The organism is uncultured Maribacter sp., assembly GCF_963977385.1.
Lineage (GTDB): Bacteria > Bacteroidota > Bacteroidia > Flavobacteriales > Flavobacteriaceae > Maribacter.
Genome location: NZ_CAXBOU010000003.1, coordinates 179,280 through 205,969, shown reverse-complemented (window position 1 = coordinate 205,969; position 26,690 = coordinate 179,280). Strand labels below are relative to the sequence as shown.

At 35.3% G+C, this 26,690-nt stretch carries 14 protein-coding genes; 10 read left to right on the top strand and 4 right to left on the bottom strand.

Features of this window, described 5'->3' with window-relative positions:
- Positions 1–77: 77 nt before the first annotated feature.
- From AAC084_RS06270 to AAC084_RS06235, 8 genes are all read left to right on the top strand, one after another.
- On the top strand, positions 78–12,419 hold the full coding sequence (locus AAC084_RS06270; RefSeq protein ID WP_339838386.1) for a T9SS type B sorting domain-containing protein: 12,342 nt from the start codon (positions 78–80) through the stop codon (positions 12,417–12,419).
- 280 nt (positions 12,420–12,699) lie between these two features.
- Complete coding sequence (locus AAC084_RS06265; RefSeq protein ID WP_339838383.1) at positions 12,700–13,602, top strand: ABC transporter ATP-binding protein; 903 nt, start codon at positions 12,700–12,702, stop codon at positions 13,600–13,602.
- 12 nt (positions 13,603–13,614) lie between these two features.
- Entirely contained in the window at positions 13,615–14,448 is an 834-nt protein-coding gene (locus tag AAC084_RS06260; RefSeq protein ID WP_339838380.1) for an ABC transporter permease, read from the top strand.
- Positions 14,449–14,542: 94 nt separating this feature from the next.
- Positions 14,543–16,312: a T9SS type B sorting domain-containing protein gene (locus tag AAC084_RS06255; protein ID WP_339838377.1), complete on the top strand. Its 1,770-nt coding sequence runs from the start codon at positions 14,543–14,545 to the stop codon at positions 16,310–16,312.
- A gap of 18 nt (positions 16,313–16,330) precedes the next feature.
- A complete protein-coding gene (locus AAC084_RS06250; RefSeq protein WP_339838374.1) occupies positions 16,331–17,797 on the top strand; it encodes a T9SS type B sorting domain-containing protein in 1,467 nt (488 codons plus the stop codon).
- A 161-nt stretch (positions 17,798–17,958) separates the two neighbouring features.
- Positions 17,959–19,947 carry an excinuclease ABC subunit UvrB gene (gene uvrB / locus AAC084_RS06245; protein WP_339838371.1) on the top strand — a complete coding sequence of 663 codons (1,989 nt, stop codon included), beginning with the start codon at positions 17,959–17,961 and terminating at the stop codon, positions 19,945–19,947.
- 136 nt (positions 19,948–20,083) lie between these two features.
- Positions 20,084–21,331: a M20/M25/M40 family metallo-hydrolase gene (locus tag AAC084_RS06240; RefSeq protein WP_339838369.1), complete on the top strand. Its 1,248-nt coding sequence runs from the start codon at positions 20,084–20,086 to the stop codon at positions 21,329–21,331.
- A 23-nt stretch (positions 21,332–21,354) separates the two neighbouring features.
- Positions 21,355–21,609, top strand: a complete 255-nt coding sequence (locus AAC084_RS06235) for a hypothetical protein (RefSeq protein WP_339838366.1) — start codon at positions 21,355–21,357, stop codon at positions 21,607–21,609.
- A 67-nt stretch (positions 21,610–21,676) separates the two neighbouring features.
- Here the strand turns inward: AAC084_RS06235 and AAC084_RS06230 are convergent, their stop codons facing one another.
- Entirely contained in the window at positions 21,677–22,102 is a 426-nt protein-coding gene (locus tag AAC084_RS06230) for an Hsp20/alpha crystallin family protein (RefSeq protein WP_339838363.1), read from the bottom strand.
- Positions 22,103–22,307: 205 nt separating this feature from the next.
- Between AAC084_RS06230 and AAC084_RS06225 the strand changes: the two genes are divergently transcribed.
- On the top strand, positions 22,308–23,576 hold the full coding sequence (locus AAC084_RS06225) for a DUF2254 domain-containing protein (RefSeq protein ID WP_339838360.1): 1,269 nt from the start codon (positions 22,308–22,310) through the stop codon (positions 23,574–23,576).
- Here the strand turns inward: AAC084_RS06225 and AAC084_RS06220 are convergent.
- On the bottom strand, positions 23,573–23,974 hold the full coding sequence (locus tag AAC084_RS06220) for a TerB family tellurite resistance protein (protein WP_339838357.1): 402 nt from the start codon (positions 23,972–23,974) through the stop codon (positions 23,573–23,575). The two genes, AAC084_RS06225 and AAC084_RS06220, sit on opposite strands and share 4 nt — an antisense overlap.
- A 268-nt stretch (positions 23,975–24,242) precedes the next feature.
- On the opposite strand from AAC084_RS06220, the gene AAC084_RS06215 reads away from it, so the two are divergent.
- On the top strand, positions 24,243–24,620 hold the full coding sequence (locus AAC084_RS06215; RefSeq protein WP_339838355.1) for a DUF1456 family protein: 378 nt from the start codon (positions 24,243–24,245) through the stop codon (positions 24,618–24,620).
- A gap of 46 nt (positions 24,621–24,666) precedes the next feature.
- Here AAC084_RS06215 and AAC084_RS06210 read toward each other — a convergent pair whose 3' ends face one another.
- Together AAC084_RS06210 and sucC are read right to left on the bottom strand one after the other, a co-directional pair.
- Positions 24,667–25,002: a hypothetical protein gene (locus AAC084_RS06210; RefSeq protein WP_339838352.1), complete on the bottom strand. Its 336-nt coding sequence runs from the start codon at positions 25,000–25,002 to the stop codon at positions 24,667–24,669.
- Positions 25,003–25,359: 357 nt separating this feature from the next.
- Entirely contained in the window at positions 25,360–26,553 is a 1,194-nt protein-coding gene (sucC, locus tag AAC084_RS06205) for an ADP-forming succinate--CoA ligase subunit beta (RefSeq protein ID WP_339838349.1), read from the bottom strand.
- Between the last annotated feature and the right edge of the window lie 137 nt (positions 26,554–26,690).

Sequence of the window (26,690 nt, the reverse complement as noted above, 5' to 3'; positions counted from 1 at the left end):
ATGCATTGACAACATTTATTTTTACAGATGTTTAAACCTTATTTAATTTGTTGGTTGTTCTATATGAAACCAAGCCAATGAATTATCTGATTAAATCATATATTAAGGGTATACTGTTTTTTCTAATTGCATTCAACTCATTTTTAGGGTTTGCGCAATTAAGTGACCTTCATTATTTACCACCAATGAAGCAAGGTCAAAACAACGCAGGTATTCAGAACCAAGCTATTCACCTATCAACTCCAGAAACTACTTCTTTTGATGTTTACGTGTACAGAGGTACATCGAATACAATCGTAAGAACAATCAACATAAACAATCTTAATCCTGGTGTTTGGACTTTAGGTAACGGTGATAATAACATTACCCTGGTAGATAACAACAATACCGGTAAAGTACTTACCAATAGCGGTTTGCGGTTTATTTCTGCAGGTGGACAAAAATTTTACGTCAATTACCGAGGTAAATCTGGATCACAAGCTGCATCGCTAACAGCTAAGGGTCGACAAGCTATGGGTACTAATTTTAAATGGGGTGGTGTTCCAAATAAAGGAAGTCACTCATCAAAATCTAACACCCTTGGTATAATGGCAACCGAAGATAACACTACTGTGGTACTATCTGGTTACGATCCTGGTTGTGAGTTTAGAGTTGCAGGAAATAGAGCTGGCATTACTGCCAATTCACATACAATAACCTTAAACGCAAATGAATCATTTGTGTACGAAACTTACATTGGTACGTCACCTACCCAAGCCCATGAAGATGGTTGGATCGGGGCTTCAATTGTTTCTACAAAAGATATTGTAATTAGTAATGGTTCTATCAATTTTGGTAGTCAAGATGGTCAAAGCCATAGAGATGCCGGTATAGATCAACCAGTACCTATTAATAAACTAGGTAAAGATTACGTATTTATAAGAGGTAACGGTAACACTAACGGACTTACAGAATTCCCTTTGGTTATTGCTACGGCAGATAACACCCAAATATTTGTAAACGGTAGTACTACAGCAATTGCTACAATAAATAATGGTGAATATTATAAAATACCGAGTTCTAATTATTCTAATAATTCAGCAGGTGCGAATATGTTCGTTCAAACCTCTAAAGATGTATATGCTTATCAATCTATTGCAGGTTCAAGTGCATTATATACACAAGGGTTGAACTTTGTAGCGCCAGTAAACTGTTTGTTACCAGATGTAATGGACAACATACCAGACATTCGTAACATTGCTGGTAGTACTGTAACTGGCGGATTAACAATTATCGCTTCTGTAAACACAATTGATGCTAATGTTAAGGTATATGAAGATGGAGTTGAAATATCAAAACCTGCTTCTGACCCAGTTGCCGGATCAGACGATTGGAAAACATTCTACATACCAAATTTAGATGGGGATGTTAGTGTAACCTCAACCGGACCAATGGCTATTGGTTTTTTTGGATTTAATGGTGCACAAGGTGTTGCTGGTTATTTTTCAGGATTTGACACCGTGCCAGAAGTAGTTTTAAAAATTAATGGAGGTACCGAGGGGGAATGCTTTTCGGGGTCAAGTATTTTTGAGGCTTCTGATGATAACTTTGATGCTTATCAATGGTATTTTGATGGTGTAGCCATTCCTGGAGCAAACTCTTACGACTACGCCGCAACTATTGCCGGTGATTATTATGTAAGAGGAACAAAAGGACCTTGTACCTACGACTCACAAACAATTAAAATTTTCTATTGTGAGCCAGATGTTCAGATTGAAAAAACTGTTGATAAACCAGAAATAATAGAAGGAGAAACTGCCACATTTACTATTAGAGCAGAAAATCTATATTATTTACCTATTACCAATCTTCAAATCACAGATAATATTCCTGCAGGGTTAACCTTAAAGGAAGCCTCTACAATTACAGGATCTTGGAACGGAAGTGTTTGGAACATTGGAACATTGGCACCAGGTGAGGTAGCATTTCTAACGTTAGAAGTAACTGCCGATGAAATTGACACCTTACCCTTATTAAGTTTAACAAATACTGCAATAAACACACAAGATCAAGTAGACGCTAATGTTACAGGTGATAGTACATCTGCACATATTCTTGTTCATAATGATTTTGACAACGACGGTATTATTGATATTGTTGATTTAGATGATGATAATGACGGAATTTATGACGAAGATGAATGTGATACTTTATCAGTAAATATTAGTAATGGCAACTCGGTAACGAGTGAATTAATGAGCGTCAACAATTATCTAATTCTTGACATTTATGAGTTAGACAATTCATTTACCCTGGACATTAATGGTAATGACGTTGCAGGAGAAGTACAGTTTGAAAATAGTGTACCAGGTAACGTTGCGCGTTATTTAGATGGTACAATGCATGGAACAAACGGCAACCCAAGTGTCTGGACCATTAGCGGTTCTATTGGTGATCCAGTGTTACGAATCATTATTGATCAAAACGGAAAATTCGAATTATTTGCAAAAAGAACTACAGGCAGTGCTTTAGAAGCAATGCAATTAGATACACCTGCAAATACAACATCTTGGAATTCATCTGGTGCTAATTCAGTAACTATTGGTCAAGTGCTAAGAGGACCTACAGTATTGAGAGGTACACTTTTAACCGCAGGTTGCGATACCGATGGAGATGGATATCCAGATTCTTTAGATTTAGATAGCGATGATGATGGATGTAGTGATGCCAATGAATTTTATAAAGATGATACTGCAGACGGTGGTGATAGTGGTGAATATGGAACAGGCACACCTGTTGTTGACCCAACTGATGGTACTGTAAATGCTGCATCTTACAATCAAGTTTTTGCACCGGTAATTGTTCTTGGTAATACATCAGAATTATTGGGAGGCACAGATATTAATGGTCAAGATCTAAACTTAGGCGACACTTACAATTATGTATTGCGTTTTCAAAATACCGGAGATGACCATGCTACAAGTTTCACTATAAAAAATGTTTTACCTACCAATGTTACACTAGATAACATAAATATTGATGATGCCCCGGGCGTAACCAGTTCTTATGATGCAAATACGCAAACCATAATATTTACTGTTCCAAATGATTTAGTTCAAATTGGAGATCCAGAATATAAAATCAAAATAACGGTATCAATTTCTGGTGACTGTTCTGAATTTGTTGCAGCCTGTGCTTCTCAATTAGAGAATCATGCCTATGCAACATATACTGGCTCCCTAAACACTAATATATTTTCAGATGAAGACGGCAGTAATCCTGCAGGTGCTTGTACCACTACCCTAGAAGTAGCTACAAACAATGTATCAGATGCATTAGCAAATTGTAACGTAGCACGTACGGTTCAGCTTTGTGGTGCCAGTGGCACTCTTTCAGCTGGTTTGGGATTTGACACGTATACTTGGGCAATAGACACTAATAATAATGGATCAATAGATTCTGGCGATACTATTTTAAATGACGGAACTTCTAATACTTTAGTAGTAACCACAGTAGGTAATTATATAGTTGAAAAGACAGCAACATCAGGTTGTGCTAACCATACAGAATTAATTACTGTTGAGCGGTACGGAGAAACTCAAACGAACCCAATTATCAGTTATTTGAACCAGGTAAATTCAGATACCAATCCTGATAACGATATTCAAGGGGAAACCGTTACATGTTCAAATGATAATAGCTCAATGCCTCATATTTTCTTATGTGGAGATACAGATAGTGCTTTTATACAATTAGGTATTACCGATGCATTAAGCATAAAATGGGAAAAACTAGATGAAACAAGTTGTGATGTTGCAACTTGTGGCGATGCTAGTGACAATTGCGCAAATACCAATGGCAATTGGACTTGGAACGAACAGACCGATGCAGATAACTTTACTGTTACCGAAAGTGGAAAATACAGAGTTGTTATTGGCTATGAAGGTGGATGTTTTAGTAGATTCTATTTCAATTCATACCAAAACACGTTAGATATTCCTGAACCAGATTCTTCAGATATTATTTGTGATACAGATGGTTTAATAAGAGTAATTGACCTAGGTTCTGGATATGGTTACCAGTTATATGATGTAGAGAACAACACTATCGCAACTCCATTTAGTGCTGGTCAGGGTCCTAACTTTAACATCACTAGTGCTGGTACGTATAAAGTTCAAATTACACAGCTTAATCCTTCAACTGGAGCACCAATTGCTAATAGCTGTATTTTTGAAACAGAGGAGATAGGAATCTCAGAAAGAATATTTGAAGTAATACCTAGCACTACACCATTTGATTGTACCGATGCTGGTACTATTACAATACAAGCTTTAAATGTATCCCCAGAATATAGCTACGAACTCTATTTGGATAATGGTAGCGGTGGTAAAGGATCATTGGTTACAAACAACTTAATTTCATCAGATAACACACATACATTTACGGGCCTTGCGGCAGACGACTATGTAATTGTCACCTCTACTACAGATGGTTGTTTAGATGAGCGAACTATTACAGTTGACGAAATTCCAGAGTTACGATTAACAGCTACAAATCAAGAAAACATAACGTGTACCGCAGGTGTTATTAATTTAACTCCGTCAGGTGGAACAACAGGTTACGAATTTGCTATTTATAGTAAAGATAGTTTAGCACCATATACTGACGAGACTACAATACCTGATTCAGATTTTTCCCCGAATACGACTTTCTTATTTGGTTATGAAGGTACTCCATCAACGTATATTCCTAATGAAGAAGGAGATTACGTTTTTGTAATAAGAGATGATAATGGATGCTATGGTTTCTCTAATATAGTAACCATGGAAGATTTGGGAACTATTACCATATCAGCCACCAACACAGAAATTACTTGTGCGGATTCCTCTACATCTGTAATGACTATAAACGCTACTGGCGGTAACGCACCGTATCAATATAGTCATGATGGTGGTACAACTTATCAAACAGAAAACTTCTTCAACAATATTTCAGCTGGAAATTATACTATTACTGTTATGGATTCTAGTGGCACAACTGGCAATGGATGTGAAGAGTCTATTGATTATGAGGTTACTCAACCGTTTATATTAACAGCATCACCTTCAATATTAGAAGATGCTTCTTGTGACACATCTGGCGCTACAATACCAACTGCACTAGTTAAGATTTTAAATGCTAGCGGTGGTCAAGCTCCTTATGAATACAGTTTTGATGGCGGAAATACTTTCTCTACAGTTGATGAAAGACGCTTAACTCCGGGTAATTATCAATTGGCAGTAAAAGATGCATTAGGTTGTTCTACAGATTTAGAAATTACGGTACCTAGTGCAGCTATTGACCCTACATTCACTAATGCCATTACGTATGAATGTGATGGGGAGGGAGTAGTTACAATTACCCCTTCTAACACAACGGACTTTACCTATACTTACAAATTAAACGGTACAGATAACTCACCCTTAAATAGTAATATTTTCAACAATGTAACTGCTGGAACTCAAACGGTAACGGTTGGTTACACAAGTACTGTAGCTGCAGAACAAAGCATATTATTCCTTGAAGATTTTGGAGCTGGAGTAACAACCCAGATTGCAGAAATTGGTGCTGGGTATTGTTATGAACCACAAGATGGTACCGATACGGATTGTAATTTAGGACCTGCCGGAATTCTTGTAAATGCTGAATATGCAGTTACCAATAGAATTACCAATCCTAATGCATCTTGGAGAAGTCCAAATGACCATACAGGGTTGACCGATGGTAGATTTATGGCAATTGGGGTAAGTACCTCAGCAGGTAATAATAATATTTTATGGTCAAGAACAGGGTTGGAAGCACTTGCCAATCAAGATATCACTATATCACTTTATGCATACAATATATTAATAGACAATGCTTCAGGTAACGACCCAGAAGTACTGGTAGAATTGGTTGATGGTTCGGGTACAGTAATTAGTAGCCAGGCAACAGCAGCTATTCCCCAGAATAATAATGCAGACGATTGGCACTTAAGAACGGTTACGTTTAACCCAGGTGCTAATACTGCAGTTGGTCTTGTATTACGTACTAATCTTGATAGTGACAACGGTAACTTCTTGGTATTAGATGATATACAGGCTTCTCAAACTCCTGAGATATGTGAAAAAACACAAGATATATCGGTTATTATAGAAACTGGAAAAACTTTTGAAGTAGCTATTTTAGGAAGCACAGACCCTACATGTAATACTAGTGATAATGGTAGTATACGTTTTGAGGTTTCTAACTTTGATCCTGCTTTTGGATATCAGTATTCTTTGGACGGAGGTACAACTTGGGTAACCGAAACAACCTCTCCGATTACTACACCTTCAACCCTCGCAGATGGCACGTATACTATTAGGGTCGAAAAAATAGACGATAATACATGTGCTGCAACCTCAGCGACAACGGCGACGTTAACATCACCAAATGCATTAACAGTAGATATTAAACAAACCGCAGAATTTACATGTTTTAATACAGGAGCTACTTTGCAAGCATCTGCAACAGAGGGTACTCCCGGTTATGAGTATCAATTAGAAAGAACAGACAATACTATTGTAAGAACTTTTAGTACATCATCACAATTCTTAAATGTACCAGCTGGCGATTACCATGTAAGAGTTAAAGATCAAAACAATTGTGAAGTAGTATCAACTGCAACTGTAAATATAGTTGAACCAGATACTATTGCTTTTGGCTTAACCGCCACACAATGTTATGATGGTCAAAATAACGGTACGGTAACAGCAACGGTAACAGATGGTAATGGTAATTATTCATTTAGAATTAACAATGGGGCATGGCAAACACCTTCTCCAATAACCGACCTAACATATACGTTCAATGCCCTATCTGAAGGCACTTATGATGTAGAAGTAAATGACCAATATGGTTGTGCTACCTCTATTCAATCGATAATTATAGCTCCGACTATTTCATTAAGTGTAGTGCCTGTAAATGCAAGTTTATGTGCCGACGGTAGCTTGACGGCAACAGCTTCAGGCGGCGACAACAATTTTGTATATGCTTTTATTCCCTCTGGGAGTACTGTAACTGATACCGATTTCTCTGCTAGTAATACTACTAATATTCTTTTAGCCGATATTGGAGATTTTGATATTTATGTAAGAGATAAAGCAAATGCTACAGATGCTTGCCAAACCATGGTTACAGAAACCATTACCGCTAGCCCTGTACTTGACATTAGCGCAGTAGCTACAGACCCAGATTGTCATGATGGCACCGGTAATATTGCCGTGACTATTAATGATGGACTTTCTCCTTTCGATTACAGACTGGTAGATGTAACCAATGGTACACCTGATCAAGTACAAACTAATGTAGTAGGTTCCACTAAAACTTATTACAATCTAGCAGCAGGAACTTATGATGTAATTATTACAGATGACGGTGGCTGTTCTGAGACAGAAACGGTAACCATTACAGCGCCAGCAGAGCTTACCTCAACAGTTGAGGGAAGAACTCCACTTCTTTGTACAGGTGACATTAATGATTTCGGTTTTGACTTTGTAAACTATACAACAACAATTGGTACACTTGAATTTAGTGATGATGGTGGTGCAACTTGGCAGACATCTGACCAGTTTAGAGGTTACTTATCAGGATTTGAAGTAGAACCATCAATTAGAACAGTTGACGGTAGTGGAAATACAATTTGTCAAACTGATTTACCAAATTTATTAATTCCATATCCTTTAGATGATTTAGACATTACAATACTACCTATTATCGTTAATTGTGATGAATTACAGGTAAGTGTACGTGGTCAAAATGGTACTGCACCATATGAATATACATATACAGATGATCCTGCTAATTTTAATATTATTACCCCAGTTAATGGTTGGACAACTCCGTATGCTGCTAGTTCAACACATACTTTCCCTAATTTAATTCCAGGTAGAACCTATGTTTTTTATGTAAGAGATGCAGTTGGTTGTGTTAGAGAAAGTAGCGTAAATGTTAATGACGAGGTCGTTAACCCAATGGACATTACTTCTGTTGTTACTCCTGCATGTGAAGGTTCAAGCAATGGTTCGATAGCGTATACTATTACAGATACAGATGGTTCCATAGAACCTGATATGGAATGGTTCTTATATGATATAGATGGCAATGTAATAAGAGATAGTGGCGGCATTGTTAGCTACTCCAGTACTATAAATGTCACAAGCTTACCAGAAGATGAATACTATATTGAAGTACAACAATATAATGGTGGAACTCCACAATGTATCAGTGCTAGTGAAAACGAGGAATTGGAAATGTTAGAAGAAATTACAGGAGACACACAGTCTATTCAAGATATTTCTTGTGAAAATCCTGGATTAATATTAATTGACAATGTACAAGGTGGTGGAGGTACTTACTTCTACACTATTACAGGACCTAGCCCATTTACTACGATTACCACAACAGATGACAATCCAATAGAAATAGCGGCAAATTCACCTGCAGGAACATATACTGTAACTGTAGAAGATCAATATGGGTGTACTTATCCGCTTGATGATGTAATTATGAACTTTACTGCAGCACCAACTATTGATGATGTAGTAATTACTAATTGTAATACTAACGCTTCAGTTACTATAATTGCTACTGGCACAGGTACTCTTTATTCTATAGATGGCGGTAGTACCTATCAAAACAACGGCGGCATATACAACTCAGTACCTGCCGGTAATTATGATGTATACATTAAAGATGAAAGTGGTTGTACAGATACAATTAATATAGATGTTCACCCTACCCTACAGGCTTCAGCAAGTTTAGCCAAGCAATTAGGCTGTGGTACCGGTTATGAGGCTGAAATAGCTATTGAAGGTATTTCAGGTTCTGGGAATTATGAGTTCGAAATACTTGACAGTTCATCAGCAGATGTTGAAACAAGACAGACTCTTACTGGCGGAGCCATGAACGTACCAGTTAGCGTACCTGACAATACTGTAGATACAATTTATACGGTCAATGTTTATGATATTGGTACTGCCTCACCAAATTGTTTTAGAACTTTTGATGTAACCATACCTGCGGCTATTCGTCCAGATTTCACGGCAACTCCAATTGAGGTTAGTTGTTCTGGCGCTAATGATGGTAGTATTGAGTTGGTTCAGGTTAATAACGGAAATAATCCATTGACTTATGTTTTAGATCCAATGCCAGCAGGTGCATCTTGGGATGCTGCGACACAATCTTTCATTGGACTTCCTGGTGGTTCATATGATGTTACCGGTAGAGGACCGAATAACTGTCCGACAGTAAAAACAGTGGTTGTTGATGAAAATACATTAATCACATTTACTGCTCCTATTCCTGATCAATACGGTTGTGCAAACGGTAATGACGGTAATAATGCAACTATAACAATTGAAGCAAGTTTAATAAATGGTGGTAGTGGAACATATGATCGTTTTGAATTCATTGATGACGCTACTTCAAGTGTTCTTCAAAATAGCAGCAGTTTAGTGTATACACATACCGATGCCGCTGGTGGAGATATTATTGTAAGAGTTTATGATGATGAAGGTTGTTCTGTTGAACACATAGTCCCTATAGACCCTTATGATACTTTTGTTGACGCAACAATTACTGTTCTTACAGAACTGGATTGTAGTAATAATGCTGAAGATATTAGAGTAAATGTGACTAGCACAGTTACCAATACAACAGCTGACCTTGCTAATTATGAGTTTAGAATATTGCCATCGACAACGTATCAAACCGGTGACAATGTATTTACCAATATGGCAATTGGCACCTATACCATTGGAATTAGAAACATAACTACAGGGTGCGAAATTACAAGAACGCATATCGTAGAAAACCCTAACACCTTCGAAGTAGATGTTAATAAACTTGCAGACGTAGTATGCTACGGAACTGATGGAGGTATTGAAGTAACGTTTACCGATGCTACTTATTCGGGAGATTATAATTGGACAGTTTTAAATGCAGATGCAACAGCTACCACTCGTACAGATGATGCTGGCACTTTCAATGGTACAGGTACAACAGCTTTAATTCCAGTTGCAGCTGGTAGCTACATATTAAGAGCTTCACAAGTTGGTACACCACAATGTATTCAAGAACGATCTTTTACCATTACCTCGCCAAGTGCTCCTGTTACGTTAGCTACGATAGAAACCAATGATGTTGGTTGTAGCAATGATATGGGTAGTGCGAATATTATCCCTAATGGTGGTGAAGCACCTTTTAAAATTGTTCTAACACATGTTAGTACTAGTACAACATACACAGTTAATCAAGTAAATAGTAATCTATTTAGAGGTTTAAGTGATGGTCAATATACAGTAGAAGTAACTGATAACTTAGGATGTACTCAAACCTTTACAAATGCTTTTGTATTATCTCCACCAGAACCAATAGTTGCAAATATTCAATCTATTCAAGGTTTGGTTTGTGAGGGCGATACCATTGCTGAGCTAACAGGTGGCTTTACACCTAGAACGGTTACTACCAATTATAGATACATTCTTAAAACTTATGATATTGATGCTCCTGGAGCCAATTTATTACAAACATCAAGTGCACAAACATCCGCGACTTTTAGCAATTTAAGATCAGGATATTACAGCATTACTGTTTTAGATGACTTAAACTGTTCAGATGAAACAGCAGTTGTAGAAATTTTAGAACCTATTGAAGTTAAAGGTCAGTTGGTAACCGCACAAAGAGCTACTTGTTTATCTGATGCCGAGTTATTATTAACAGCTTCAGGTGGTACAGGTCCTTATATGTGGAATATTGATGGTACATCAACATTCAATGCAATGAACGAAATTAATGGCCCAAACACCCATTTATTTACAGGTGTTTCACCAAATACATATCAATATTATGTTCAAGATAGCGAAGGTTGTATTTCGGTTTTAACGAACAGCGTTACCATTAACCCAATTATTCCATTGACAGTAACTTTGGATAATGATAATCCGACAATTAATTGTAACGGCGATAATACGGGAGTTATAAATGCTGAAGCTCAAGGCGGATTAGGTAATTACCAATATGCCTTATTCTCTGATGCAGGTTTAACAAACGAAGTAAGTCCAAATCAACCAACAGGTCTGTTTACAGATTTATTGGCAGGTCCTTATTACGTAAGAGTACAGAGTGATGATTGTGAAGTTGCAACTACAGCTATAACAATTACGCAACCAGACCCACTTCTAATCGATACTTCTAATACTGTTTTCAATGATGTTACTTGCAATGGACAAGAAGATGGTAGTATTACTGTAAACATGCTTGGCGGATCAGGTACTTATCAATATGCAATTTCACCAAATTTAGATCGCTTTAGTGATGACAATACATTCGATGAATTGGCTCCTGGTGATTATATTATTATAGCACAAGATTCTAACGGTTGTTTTGAACTTATTGAAGCTACCATAGTAGAACCAGATGTTTTAGAAATAACCACAGCAAGTACTCCAGAAATTTGCGTAGGCGAAGAAGACGGAACTATTGATTTATCTATAATAGGTGGTACTGCACCATACAGCACGCGTTTAGCAGATGAAACAGATTATGTTCAAGGTAGAACAAGCTTTACAAACTTGGCTGCAGGCGATTACATTATCTTTATTGAGGATGCGCAAGGTTGTGAAGAAACCATAATTGTAACTATAGATGCCGGTGTCGATCTTGGAGCTATCGTTGAACCTATTTATGGTTGTAATGGCGTTTTTCCAAGCAATTATGTAAACATTGTACTAAATGATCCAAGCATAGAAAATGATGTTCTTTTTGGCTTAGACACTGTAGACCCAATGGAAATGCAGTTAAATCCTATTTTCCGCGAGTTGACTCCTGGAAATCATTTTATCAGTATTTCTCATGCAAATGGCTGTATTGCTACTTATGATATTGAAATTGAATCTTATGACCCACTTACACTTACTGTGGCCGAGACAAATATTAATCAAATTACAGCAACAGTTACCGGAGGTAAGGAAAATTATACTTTCTACTTTGGTGATACCAACAATGGCTCTGAAAAGGTATTTTACATCACTGAAACCGATACGTATTTGGTTACCGTTATAGATGAAAATGGATGTGAGATAACAGCCAGTATTTTTATTGAATTTATTGATATCGAAATACCTAATTTCTTTACCCCTAATGGTGATGGCGGTAACGATTTATGGAAACCAGAAAACATTGAGGTTTATCCAAACATTTTTATCAGCATATTCGACAGGTATGGTCGTAGCGTTTACAGGTTTCAAGACAATAAAGACGGATGGGATGGTATCTATCAAACTACCGAACTACCATCTGGGGATTATTGGTATGTCATCAAATTAAATGGTGAAGCTGATACAAGGGAATTTATTGGGCATTTTACCTTATACAGATAAATACATTTAAAAAAGGCAATTCATTAATGATTGTTTTTTTTAGCGATTGCTTTACTAGAATTAAAAATAGTGGTTATACTTAGAGTACTAATCAAGACCAAATTGATACATAAACTACTTAAAACGGCCATTAAGTAGAGATAATAGCAGTAAAGAAATTTGAAATAGTTACGTGTAAAAAACAAATTCGCCTTTAGTGCAAAGAGATATTCATATTAAAATGTAACAATAGGTAAAGTTTTTCGTCAAGTAGATATAACCTATCAAAAAAACACTTGACGTGAGCACAATTCTAACAGTCGATCACCTTACTAAAAAATTCGGTTACCTAACAGCAGTAAAAGATTTATCGTTTTCAATTGAAAAAGGAAATGTTTATGGCATTCTTGGCCCAAACGGTAGTGGTAAATCAACTACTCTCGGCATTGTATTAAACGTGGTCAATAAAACAAGTGGCGAATTCTCATGGTTTAACGGACAAGAAACTACCCATCAAGCATTAAAAAAAGTGGGTGCCATTATTGAGCGTCCAAACTTTTACCCATACATGACTGCTCTTCAAAATTTGAAGTTAGTTTGCAAAATCAAGGATGTAGAAAAAAATAAAATAGAGGAGAAATTAGAGTTAGTTGGTTTGCTAGAAAGAAAGAATAGCAAATTCAAAACTTTTTCTCTAGGTATGAAGCAACGCTTGGCCATTGCCTCCGCTTTGTTAAATGACCCAGAAATATTGATTCTAGATGAACCTACCAATGGTCTTGACCCACAAGGTATTCACCAAATACGTGAAATAATTAAAACCATTGCCGCAAAGGGAACTACAATATTATTGGCATCTCATTTATTGGATGAAGTTGAAAAAGTATGTACTCATGTGGTCATTCTGAGAAAAGGAGAAAAATTATATTCAGGTAGGGTAGATAGTCTAAAAACAAGTTTCGGCTTTTTTGAACTTAAAACCTCCGATATGGATGGTTTGCAATCTTTTTTGAAAACAAATGAACATTTCGGTGAGATAAAATCAGAAAACGGTTTACTCACAGCCTTTCTAACCACAGAATTAGATGCCCAAAAATTGAACAAAATACTGTTTGAAAACGGTTTTGTAGTTTCTCATTTGGTCAAAAGAAAAGAAAGTCTAGAAGAACAGTTTTTAGAATTGACTAAAAACGCAAAAGCCTAAAACCACCCGATAATGATACGATTACTACAAATAGAATTTATAAAACTTTGGAATAATAGAGCCAGTAAAGTGTTGATTATTTCATACTTCACTCTTTTAACTTCCATTGCATTAGTTGCAGCTATTAAGTTTGATATTGGTCCTATTCAATTTCATATGGCAGATCAGGGAATTTTTAATTTCCCATACATATGGCACTTCAACACTTTTATTACAGCATTCTTTAAATTATTCTTAGCAATTGTGATAGTTTCAATGATGTCTAATGAATACAGCAACAAGACCATAAAACAGAACTTAATTGACGGCCTTTCTAAAAAGGAATTTATACTTTCAAAATTCTTGACAGTTATCTCATTTTCGCTTATATCAACAGTCTTTGTTTTTATTGTATCCCTTATTTTAGGCTTAGTTTATTCGGATTATAATGAAATATCTATTATCCTAACCGACTTAGAATTTTTAGTAGCATTTTTCGTCAAACTAACAGGTTTCTTCTCCTTTTGTCTGTTTTTAGGGGTTCTAGTTAAGCGTTCAGCTTTCGCTCTAGGATTTTTAATTCTTTGGCAAGTTTTTGAAGGTATTTTTAGAGGTATTATCCGATGGAAATTATTTGATGGTGAAACAACTGATATCATCATGGGCTTTTTTCCCCTACAATCTATGTTCAACCTTATCAAAGAACCTTTTTCAAGATTAGGTGCAGTACAATCTGTAGTAAACCAAATGGGAGAGGAATTAAGTCTTGATTATGCTGTTCATTGGTATGAAATTCTAATTGTAATGGCTTGGACAGCAATTTTTATTTATGGTTCATATGCTATCTTAAAAAAACGAGACCTCTAATACGCCTAATAGATTCGTCTTTAATCCTATTTAATACGCTTTCGAAAGGGTTAATTTTCATTTTGTAGTATATTGTAATGTTTACGAACCTACTATGAAAAAGAATTGGGACATATGTTTATCAAAGGTTTTGGCTATGCCATTAACTTTCATAGCCTTTTTCATAGCTATTTCACAAGTTGTAGCCCAAGATTGCCCCGAACTTTTAAATCCATTAAACGGTTCTGACTTAGCACCACTGAATTCAACTATTCAATGGGAACCTGTTACTGGTGTGCCCGGGTATATTTTATCTTTAGGCACAACCGAAGGTGGAGTCGATATTTTAAACGAGCAAAATGTAGGTGGATTGAACAGTTACACACCCTCAACAGGTTTACCAGAGAACACAGAAATATTTGTAACGATTACTCTTTTCTTCTTTAATCAACCAAATATTGTTTGCGACAGTCAAAGTTTCACAACAGCCATACTGAGTGAAGCGCCAAAATGCACCACATTCAATATTCCAAAAGAAAATGCATTAGAAGTAAACACAGCAACTAACATTATTTGGAATGCCGCCTCAGACGCTACAGGTTATTATCTAACAATTGGCACTTCAACAAATGGAGGCGAAATAATTGATAATGTTGATGTAGGCAATACCTTAATCTATAATTCGACCACAGATTTGCCACAAGAAACAATTATTTATATTACCATCATACCTTATAATAGAATCGGGTTATCAGTAGGCTGTAGCGCTTCTATATTCACCACGGCTACTACGGCCGATTTACCATTCTGTACCACCATGATTACACCAATCGATGGGGAAACAAACATTCCTTTAAGTCCTGTTTTAGAATGGAACGAAGTACCCAACGCAATAGGTTATAGAGTTACTATAGGCACATCTCCCTTTGAGTCCAATATACTAGAAGATGCGCTATTCTTTAAAACATCTACCATAGTTATTGATTTTGAACCTAACCGCACTTTCTTCATAACCATAATTCCATTTAACGATGCGGGTGATGCTATAGGGTGTTCACAAGAAACCTTTTCTACCCTACTTGGCTGTGGTCCATATTTTGACCCTTTAACTGGTGAATTACAAGTCTTAAATCCCAAAATAACTTTCCCCGATACTGTTACCATTTGTATAGATAATGAATCAAATATAGTTTCTGCAACCGATCAAGCTGATGGTTATAGATGGTTCAAGGTCAATGGCACAGGAAATGAAACATTACTATCATCATCTGCAGAAGTCTCTATTTCAGAAGTTGGTGACTATGTTTACGAAGTCTATTCAGTATTCGAAGACTCAGGCAGATCATTTGAGTGTTCGTCCTCAAAGTCCTTTAGAGTCGAAGCCTCCCAATTACCTGTGATTAAAAATATATTGGTTACCAACCTAGCCAATACAAGTAATTATGAAGTGCTGACCACAAAGTCTGGAATCTTTGAATATGCGTTAGACAATGAAAATGGTCCATACCAAGACAGCAATAGGTTTAATGGAATAACCCTTGAAAATCATACCATTTATGTTCGTGATAAAGGCGGATGTGGCATTGTGAATCAACTTATTGAACAAGATTTAACGGTTGAAGGATTTCCCAATTTTTTCACTCCTAATGGAGATGGTGTAAATGACTATTGGCAATTTATACCACATATCGCAACCGGTGAAAATAATGTATTGAACATATGGATTTTTGATAAGTTTGGAGCGCTCTTAGCACAGATACTCCCCAATTCAAAAGGATGGAACGGAAATTTTAATGGAAGCGCACTGCCCGAATCTAATTATTGGTTTAAGGCAATATCAAATAATAATAGGGTAATTAAAGGTCATTTTAGCTTAAAGCGATAAATGAAAAATTTGAAATAAATGAATTTAAAAGAAATGTTTCTTGTTCTGAAGTACTTGGGCATTTTTTTAACCTGCTCATTTTTATCAGCTCAGGACTGTCCGAAATTCAGTTATCCAATTAATGGAGCTACAGAGATACCCTTAGACGCTACGTTAACTTGGCCAGAAGTTTTAGGTTATAATGGTTATTTATTATCTATTGGTACAACACCTATGGGAAATGATATACTTGACAGAAAACCTATTGGCACCGACATATCTTACACTCCGTCTTTAGGCTTTCCCGACAATACTAGCCTTTATGCAACTTTGAGTTTAGTACCTTTTGATGGCCCACCTATTGCATGTCAAGAAATTTCCTTTACAACTACTGCAACAACTTCTGAACCATCATGCTCTATTTTAATAGCACCAGACAATAACGCTGGTAGCGTTACTATAATAACTGATTTAGAATGGGCTTATGTTCCTGGAGCTAACGGCTATAGACTAACTATGGGTACCACGCCAAATGGAACCGACCTTGTCGATAACTTAGATGTACAGAATGTTTTAAGCTACGACCCACCAGAGGACTTACCGCAAAACTCTTCAATTTATGTACGCATTGTTCCGTATAACGATATTGGAACAGCGATGTCCTGCTCAGAAGAATTCTTCACTACAAGCTTTGCCTTATACGTTTGTGACCCTTATATTAATGATATTACTGGCGAGCTAGTATACCTCGCTCCACAAATCAACCTACCAAACATTGTAGGCATTTGTAGTGATGAACTGCCATATTCAATAACTACTGATGATGATGCAGACGGATTCAGATGGTATCTCACCAATAGTGGTAGTGAAGAATCTTTAATGTCACAATCACGAAGTGTAAACATTTCGACACCTGGCAGATATCGATTTGAAGCTTACAATACCATCACCATCGAAAATGGAGTTATAGAATGTTCTAGTTCTAAACTATTTGATATTGTAGCCTCGGAATCAGCTACTATTACAGCAATTGATGTTGTTAACTTTTTAAATGGTAAAACAATTACCATTTCTGCCACAGGCGGCGGTCAATATGAATATGCTTTAGACAACCGAGACGGCCCATATCAAGATATTCCAATCTTCAACAACATACCGCAAGGTCCACATATCGCATATGTACGCGATAAAAATGGTTGTGGAATCATAGAAAGGTCTGTAGATAGAGATATAACGTCCACTGATTTTCCTGTATTTTTCACCCCAAATGGAGATGGCATAAATGACTATTGGCAATTTGTTCCTCCGCCAGAAAACTTCGAATCTGTATTCGATATAATTTTTATATTCAACCAGTATGGTGGTTTACTAAAACAAATTAATCCGAAAGAAAAAGGTTGGGACCGAACTTTCAACAATAAAGCTTTACCAGAGTCAGATTACTGGTTCAAAGCAAGCTTTCTAAATAGACAAGAAATTATTGGTCATTTTTCTTTAAAAAGGTGATAGAAATCGTACGGGCATACGTCTAATATAAAATTCGTCTTTCGTATTTTTATACTAAGTATCAGCATAATGGATTTTTAATTAGCTTCCACTTACAAATACCGATGCAAGATGAATTTTTAAGCAAGTCAGTTTAGACTTCAAAAAGAGAATTACAATACATGAAATTCAAAGTAGTATCAGAATTTAAGCCAACAGGAGATCAGCCGAATGCCATTAAAGAATTGGTAAAAGGATTGAATGAAAATGAAAAATATCAAACTTTATTAGGGGTAACTGGCTCTGGGAAAACATTTACAGTGGCTAATGTTATTGAAGAAGTTCAAAAACCAACCTTAATACTGGCACACAACAAAACGTTGGCAGCTCAACTTTACTCTGAGTTTAAACAGTTTTTTCCAGATAATGCGGTTGAGTATTTTGTATCATATTACGATTACTATCAACCTGAGGCATTTATACCTACGAGTGGTGTATATATTGAGAAAGATCTTTCTATTAATGAGGATATTGAAAAATTACGACTTAGCACTACTTCTTCTCTACTTTCGGGCAGAAGAGATGTAATCGTTATTGCTTCGGTCTCTTGCTTGTATGGTATTGGAAACCCAGTAGAATTTCAAAAAAATGTAATCTCCATTAAAAAAGACCAAGTTATTGCTAGAACCAAGCTAATGCATCAATTGGTTCAATCGCTGTATTCGAGAACAATGGCCGAATTTAAGAATGGAAACTTTCGAGTAAAAGGTGATGTTGTAGATGTCTTCCCTAGTTATGCCGACCATGCTTATAGAATTCATTTCTTTGGTGATGAAATAGAAGAAATAGAAGCTTTTGACCCGTTTAACAATAGTATAATAGAAGTTTACGAGACACTTACTATTTATCCGGCTAATATGTTCGTTACCTCCAAAGATGTCTTACAGAATGCTATTCATAGCATTCAAGACGATTTAGTTAAACAAATCAATTACTTCAAAGATATAGCCAAACCTCTCGAGGCAAAACGTTTAGAAGAGCGTACAAATTTCGATTTAGAGATGATACGTGAGCTTGGTTATTGCTCAGGTATTGAAAATTACTCAAGATATTTAGATGGTCGAGAACCAGGCACAAGACCATTCTGTCTTTTAGATTATTTTCCCGATGATTATTTAATGGTTATTGATGAAAGTCATGTGACCATACCACAAGTACACGCGATGTATGGTGGTGACCGATCGCGAAAAGTAAATTTAGTAGACTACGGGTTTCGATTGCCTGCCGCAATGGATAACAGACCACTTAAATTCGAAGAGTTCGAAGCGCTACAAAATCAAGTTTTATATGTCAGTGCTACACCAGCAGATTATGAACTACAACTAAGTCAAGGTGTATATGTTGAACAAGTAATTAGACCAACTGGCTTATTAGACCCTATTATAGAAGTTAGACCAAGTCTAAATCAAATAGATGATTTGGTGGAAGAAATTCATCAGCGGGTTGAAAAAGATGAACGGACTTTAGTTACAACATTAACCAAAAGAATGGCCGAAGAATTGGCAAAATATCTGGATAGAATTAACGTGAGATGTAGATATATCCATAGTGATGTAGACACCTTAGAACGAGTTGAAATCATGCAAGATTTACGAAAAGGAATCTTTGATGTGCTCATTGGAGTAAATTTATTACGTGAAGGATTGGACCTGCCAGAGGTATCTTTAGTCGCAATTTTAGATGCGGATAAAGAAGGATTTCTACGTAGCAATAGATCACTTACCCAGACCGTTGGTAGAGCTGCAAGACACCTAAATGGCAAGGCAATTATGTATGCGGATAAGATAACAAATAGCATGCAAAAAACGATTGACGAAACAAATTATAGACGTGAAAAACAGATAAAATACAACACCGATAATAATCAAATTCCAAAAGCTTTGAACAAAAGTTTGGACAATGTTTTATCCAAAAATTCAGTCTCAACTTATCACTTTATAAAAGAGGAATTACGTGCCGCTGAACCTGACTTAGAATACATGACCAAAGAGCAAGTTGAGAAGATGATAAAAGAAAAAAGAAAGGCTATGGAAAAGGCTGCAAAAGAACTTGATTTTATGCAAGCTGCAAAGTTGAGAGATGAAATAAAATCGTTGCAAGAACAAGAATAAGTCCGATTTCAGTGAAATTTTACAATTTCTAAAAAATATAAATAAAAATATTAATTAAAATCACATAACTATCTGGTAAAAAGTATTTTATATATAATTTTTAGATAAGACTAAATCGATTTACACCTATACAAAAATGGAAAAACGGAAAGTTTTAGTGGTATTCTTCTTAGGTGTTTTAAGCAGCTATAGTAGCCATTGTCAAAACTTAAAAAGCGAAGAATTAAAATCACTTACTAATGAAAAATTCAATGTAGCTTTTACGAATTTACACCATTTTTTGAAACTACAAAATGACGGTAATTACCGAAAACAAATTGACCAGAATAAACACTGGTGTGATAGTGTTTTTACAAAATTAAACTTCAAAACCCAGACCATAAAAACCGATGGTGCTCCCCTCCTTTTGGCGGAAAAAATATATAAAAAAAATTTCAAAAGCATTCTCTTCTATTTACAGATTGATGGGCAACCTGTTGACAGTTCCGCTTGGTCACAACCCGACCCATTCACACCTATAATTAAAGAATTAAAAAATGGAATTTGGAGTCCAATAAAAATTGATTCGAACCAAAATATTTATGATGATAACTGGAGAATTTTTGCACGATCCGCATCCGATTCAAAAGGTCCGGCGATGTCATTAATTTCCGCTTTACAAATTCTTCAAAAGCAAAACATAAATCCGCAATACAACATAAAAGTGATTATGGATTTCCAAGAAGAGTTAGGTTCCCCAGATTTACCTAAAGCAGTTTTAGAAAACAAAGATTTATTGAGTGCTGAAATGCTTTTTATTATGGATGGCACAAGACACCTTTCAAATTTACCAACATTAACTTATGGTGCTCGAGGAATCACAACTGCAACTATAAAAGTATTCGGACCAAAATATGCACTTCATAGTGGTCAATATGGAAATTATGCACCTAATCCGGTTTTTGAAGCTGCACGATTAATAAGCAGTTTAAAAGATGAACGTGGTATTGTGCAGATACCAGGGTTTTATGATGGTGTCATTTTAACCGCTCGTGACAAGCAATTACTAGCCACAATACCTGAAAACAACGATAGTCTAATTATCAGACTTGGAATATCAAAGTCTGAAGAGGTAGCACCCACCTACCAAGAAGCATTACAGTATCCTAGCTTAAACATAAGAGGACTGAAAGCTGCCTACACGGGTATAGAAGTACGCACCTTAATACCTGAAGATGTTATTATCGAAATAGATATGAGATTAGTACCCGAAACACCTGCAGAAAGGCAATTAGAATTACTACGAAATCATATCATGGAGCAAGGCTATCATTTAGTCGATTCTGTACCCAGTAGTGAAGATAGAGCCACTTTTAAGAAACTTGCGTCTTTGAATACCGAATAGGTTCAAAGCCCTTTAGAACAGACATGGACACTGATATCGGAAAATTTTTAAACTCAGCTCTTCAAAGAGTATTTGGAGACAAGATTGTTAATATGAGAACTACAGGCGGTTCTCAACCTATGGCTCCATTTATACAAACCTTGAACATTCCCGCAGTATCCATTAGAATACCTAATCCAGATAACAATATACATGGGCCTGACGAGAATTTACGGATAGGGAATTATAGAGAAGGTATAGTATCTTGTTTAGCAATATTAACAGAACCGTTACCATAAAAAAAGTGCTTTGATTTCTCAAAGCACTTTTAACAAACAACTCAAACCAACCTAAAAAATTTTATATTTAAGATAACTCAATTTTACGTTTTGGTTTTGGTAACGCCTCTTCTTTCTTCGGAAGATTGAATTTTAGAATTCCATCATTATAAGAGGCTTCAATTTTATCTGTAGCCACCGTCTCAGGAAGCGAAAAAGTTCTTTTAAAAGATGAAAGCGTAAATTCTCTTCTTGTAAAATTTTCTTTAGTTTCTTCTTTCTCCTCCTTAGTTTCAGATGAAATAGTTAAAACAGAATCATCAATTTCAATAATAAGCTCATCCTTACTCCTACCCGGTACAAAAAGTTCCAATTCAAAGTTCTCTTCGTTCTCTTTAATATTTACTGCCGGTACCGCAGCTCTTACATTTTGTGTTCCACCGAACCAATCTGGTCTCAATAATTCGTTCATTAATGCCGGGAACATCATTTCATTTCTTTTTGTTAAACTCATAATAGTATATTTTAAATAAATTGTTTTATTAATTGTTAGTGTTAGAACAAACTATATACCATTTAATTTTTAATGTCATTGTGTCACTAAATGTGATAATAACTATGACATTTTGTCTGTATGATTTGTTTTTGAGTCTTTAATTTGATTAAATCAGCCATTTAATAGGTATTTCTTTTATTAGTTTTATCATAGAAATTAATTCATGAACAGACTTACTAACTTCCTACAGCAAATTCGTACTAAAATCGCCTTCTTCCCAACTATAATTTCGCTTGCCGGGTTAGTACTTGCATTCTTAATGATTTATTTAGAGCAGTTAGACATCTCTACCTATTTAATTGATGTAGCACCAGGTTTGGTTATTGATGATACCGATACAGCTAAAACAATCTTGAGCACTTTAATCGGAGGGTTATTTTCTTTAACGGTCTTTAGTTTTTCTATGGTCATGGTTTTATTGAACCAAGCATCAAGTAATTTCTCACCCCGAGTATTACCTGGTATAATTTCAGACGAAAAGCACCAATTTGTATTAGGGCTATATATAGCTACTATACTTTACAACATCTTTATTCTAATTTCTATAGAACCTACTGACAACTCTTATCAAACACCGGGGTTTTCTGTTCTAATAGGTATTATTTTAACCGTATTTTGTTTAGCGGCATTCATTTACTTCATTCATCATATTTCACAAGCCATACAGGTCGGTAATATTTTAATAGATATTCATAAAAGAACAAAGTCTGAAATTGAACATATTCTTGACAATGAGAAAGGGAAGTCATTTGATTTTCCTGAAACCGAATATTGGGAAAAATATGAAATTACGAAGTCAGGTTATTTTTATGGATTACTTAAAGATGACCTAATGAAATTATGTAAGGAAAACAATACACAGGCTACAATACAACTATTTAAAGGTCAATTTATCATTGACGGCACCATCGGACTTTTAACTAAAAAACCTATTGATGAGGAATTAAAACGCAAAATAATGGACACCCTACTTTTTAGCCACGAAGAGCTTATAGGTGAAAATTATATTTATGGTTTTAGACAAATATCAGAGATTGGAGTTAAAGCTATGTCACCCGGAATAAACGACCCAGGCACTGCTTTAAATACCATTGATTACCTAGCCTCATTATTTATATCCTTAATGAAAAAACAGGAATATGAATATGTAAATGATGCAGATGGAAATAATTGGGTGTATACAAAATGCTCTAAATTTTCAGAAATACTTTACAATGTAATGGCTACTTATCGTCAATATTGCAAACATGATATAACGGTTATGAGAAAATTGATGCACATGCTAAAAACACTCTCATCTCATGTTATTAATTCTAATCAATTAACAGATATTGAAATTGAAATTAATGAATTGAGAGAAGATGCAAAACTGAACATTAAGAATAAAAGAGATTTATCTAAGATTGATGCTGAATTTATTTCTTGGTCCTAATTGTAGTGTGCCTTAAAAATTGCTATTAATAAATCTGGAGGAACTATTTTATTTGGATACTTATGCATTATCGCTAACACTTGTTGAATTGCACCAGGTGGCAAACCCATTTTTAAACCGATATCATGTATTCGTTTTATTTCAATCATTTCTTGTTGATCATCAACATTCATCAATAATAACAATCTATGGAACTGTACAATACGTTCAGATTGAGATTTAAGTATTATGTGCTCAACATTCTGTGTAAACAAACTATCGAACGTTTTCTTACTCACCTCTAACTGCTGGGCTACAGAAAACAAAAAGTCATATTCTGTTTCCTTTATCTTATTATTGACTTTGGCAAACGCAATCATTTCTGACAAAATACTAAGCTTCTCTTTTTCCGTTTGCATAAATCAATCAAGTATATTGACATTCATAATACTAACTCAAAATTTTAATCAATCGTATTTTTTATAGAATGTTTACTTCAATTTCTTTAAATCCCAAGAAGTGACAAAAACCTTATTTATTTCATATTCAAATGAATTCACTTCTTAAGAATAAAGCTAAAATCAGAATTCTCAGACTATACAAACAACCGTTTCCAATTAAAAAACACAGTACACAACTCAATGAGTACATAATTTTATAATAACTTGCAGTGCTTAAATTATTAGTATGACCAATAACGATATATTTAAAAAATTAAGAGTAGCCTTAAAATTCAGGGATGATGAAATTGTTGAAATACTTCAACTAGTAGATTTTAAAATTTCCAAAAGTGAACTAGGTGCTTTTTTTAGAAATGAAGAACACCCTAATTATATGGAATGTGGTGACCAAGTGTTACGTAATTTCTTGAACGGATTGGTAATTCACCTTAGGGGAACTAAGGAGAATCCGAAAAACCCGGGTGACGTTCTTTCAGAAAAAACCAAAGTTGCTGATAAGCCTGCTAAAAAATTTAATGTTAGGGAAGATTTTAAAAGCAAACAGCTGAAAAAAGTCGACAAAGCTATTACTCCAGTTAAATATAAAAACAAGAAAAAATCCTGATACACTTTAGTGCAGCAGGATTTTTCTTTGTGGGCATTTAATAAAATTAGGCTTTTACACGAACTGGTATAGTATAAATTTTACCTTCTTTTACCGCATTCAAATTTACTTTCTGGTAGTTTAATTTATTCTTAACAAAGCTTTCCATTTTCTCAAAATCAGTACTTACAGATAAGACTACGATTTCGCCATCTGTATTTAACGTAAAACGAACTTGAGCCGTTAAATCAGCTTGCTCCCCAGAAAAATTATTTTCTGATAACATTGCTGATATCTGTGAAGAAAGACTCTTTGTTGGGTTTTCACTTTTTGTATCGTTTGCCAATACATTACCTGTTGCAAATAGCATTGCAGCTACGACTACTAAACTTAATTTTCTCATGACTTTTTGTTTTTCCTCCAGAAATTCTGAAGATTGATTAATAATTGATTGATGATGAATTATTAAAAAGACGCTTGAAAATTGATAATGTTACCGATTATTTCAATTTTAACATCTTTTTAATTAAAATTCATCAATTACTTCCAGTAAAAATAAACATCAAAAGAACAGATAATTTCTATTTTAAAAGTCTTAACCATTATTTCATTCGGTTAACATTAACCACAGATTAAGCATGTTTTCAATTACACTAAATTTAAATTATATGAACACAAGTCGCCATATTGAGAAATTTTAAGATAAAAAAAAGACCATTCATTAGAATGGTCTTTTATATAATATGTTAAGCAAACTTGTTTAAGCCAATACAGCTTTAACTTTATCTGCAGCTTCTTGAAACAGAACAGCCGATTGAACCGCTAATCCAGAATTATCAATTATCTCTTTTGCCAATTCAGCATTAGTTCCTTGTAATCTTACAATAATCGGCACTTTCATTGAATCGCCCATATTCTTATAAGCATCAACAACACCCTGTGCTACACGGTCACAACGAACGATACCACCAAATATATTGATTAGAATTGCTTTTACGTTTGGATCTTTTAATATGATTCTAAAAGCTTCCTCAACTCTTTTAGCATCTGCGGTACCACCAACATCTAAGAAATTAGCTGGTTCACCGCCTGCCATTTTAATTAAATCCATTGTTGCCATAGCAAGACCTGCTCCGTTAACCATACAACCAACGTTACCGTCTAAATCTACATAGTTAAGTCCAACTTCTCTCGCTTCGACTTCAATCGGATTTTCTTCTCTTAAATCGCGCATTTCCGCATATTTCTTTCTGCGGAAAAGTGCGTTATCGTCAATAGATACTTTTGCATCTACCGCCATAATCTTATCATCAGAAGTTTTCAATACAGGATTGATTTCAAACATACTTGAATCACTTTCAACATATGCTTTATATAAAGAAGAAACGAATTTCGTCATCTCCTTAAATGCTGTACCTGAAAGTCCTAAGTTAAAAGCTATTTTTCTAGCCTGAAAACCCAAAATTCCTGTTGCAGGATCAATTTCTTCAGTAAAAATTAAATGAGGAGTGTTTTCAGCAACTTCTTCAATGTCCATACCACCTTCTGTAGAATACATAATCATATTCTTACCCGTAGCCCTATTTAATAGGACAGACATATAAAACTCTTTAGTTTCACTATCTCCTGGGTAGTATACATCCTCAGCTACCAATATTTGATGAACTTTCTTACCTTCTGCAGAAGTTTGTGGCGTAATTAAGTTCATACCGATAATCTGGTTCGCTATTTCTTCAACTTCTTTAAGGTTTTTGGCCAATTTAACACCACCACCTTTACCACGACCACCTGCGTGAACCTGAGCTTTAATAACATGCCATCCTGTTCCGGTTTCAGCAGTTAATTGCTTTGCAGCTTCAACAGCCTCTTTCGCATTATGGGCAACTATTCCTCTTTGGATGCGCACCCCAAAACTTGCTAATATCTCTTTTCCTTGATATTCGTGAAGGTTCATATATATGGTGATTTTAATTGTTAGACAAAAATAGGAAACAGGAAGTTATAATCTAAAAATACAAGTGATTAATTGAAATATCTATCTGTATTAATTGAATAACGCAACCAAAATTTCATAAAATGAACATTTTTTGG

Bases quoted from the DNA above. Each gene is read 5' to 3' on its own strand.
- uvrB (WP_339838371.1), top strand. From the start codon at position 17,959: ATGAAATTCAAAGTAGTATCAGAATTTAAGCCAACAGGAGATCAGCCG.
- AAC084_RS06215 (WP_339838355.1), top strand. From the start codon at position 24,243: ATGACCAATAACGATATATTTAAAAAATTAAGAGTAGCCTTAAAATTC.
- AAC084_RS06210 (WP_339838352.1), bottom strand. From the start codon at position 25,002: ATGAGAAAATTAAGTTTAGTAGTCGTAGCTGCAATGCTATTTGCAACA.
- AAC084_RS06260 (WP_339838380.1), top strand. From the start codon at position 13,615: ATGATACGATTACTACAAATAGAATTTATAAAACTTTGGAATAATAGA.
- AAC084_RS06250 (WP_339838374.1), top strand. From the start codon at position 16,331: ATGAATTTAAAAGAAATGTTTCTTGTTCTGAAGTACTTGGGCATTTTT.
- sucC (WP_339838349.1), bottom strand. From the start codon at position 26,553: ATGAACCTTCACGAATATCAAGGAAAAGAGATATTAGCAAGTTTTGGG.
- AAC084_RS06230 (WP_339838363.1), bottom strand. From the start codon at position 22,102: ATGAGTTTAACAAAAAGAAATGAAATGATGTTCCCGGCATTAATGAAC.
- AAC084_RS06240 (WP_339838369.1), top strand. From the start codon at position 20,084: ATGGAAAAACGGAAAGTTTTAGTGGTATTCTTCTTAGGTGTTTTAAGC.
- AAC084_RS06255 (WP_339838377.1), top strand. From the start codon at position 14,543: ATGAAAAAGAATTGGGACATATGTTTATCAAAGGTTTTGGCTATGCCA.
- AAC084_RS06225 (WP_339838360.1), top strand. From the start codon at position 22,308: ATGAACAGACTTACTAACTTCCTACAGCAAATTCGTACTAAAATCGCC.
- AAC084_RS06235 (WP_339838366.1), top strand. From the start codon at position 21,355: ATGGACACTGATATCGGAAAATTTTTAAACTCAGCTCTTCAAAGAGTA.
- AAC084_RS06220 (WP_339838357.1), bottom strand. From the start codon at position 23,974: ATGCAAACGGAAAAAGAGAAGCTTAGTATTTTGTCAGAAATGATTGCG.
- AAC084_RS06270 (WP_339838386.1), top strand. From the start codon at position 78: ATGAATTATCTGATTAAATCATATATTAAGGGTATACTGTTTTTTCTA.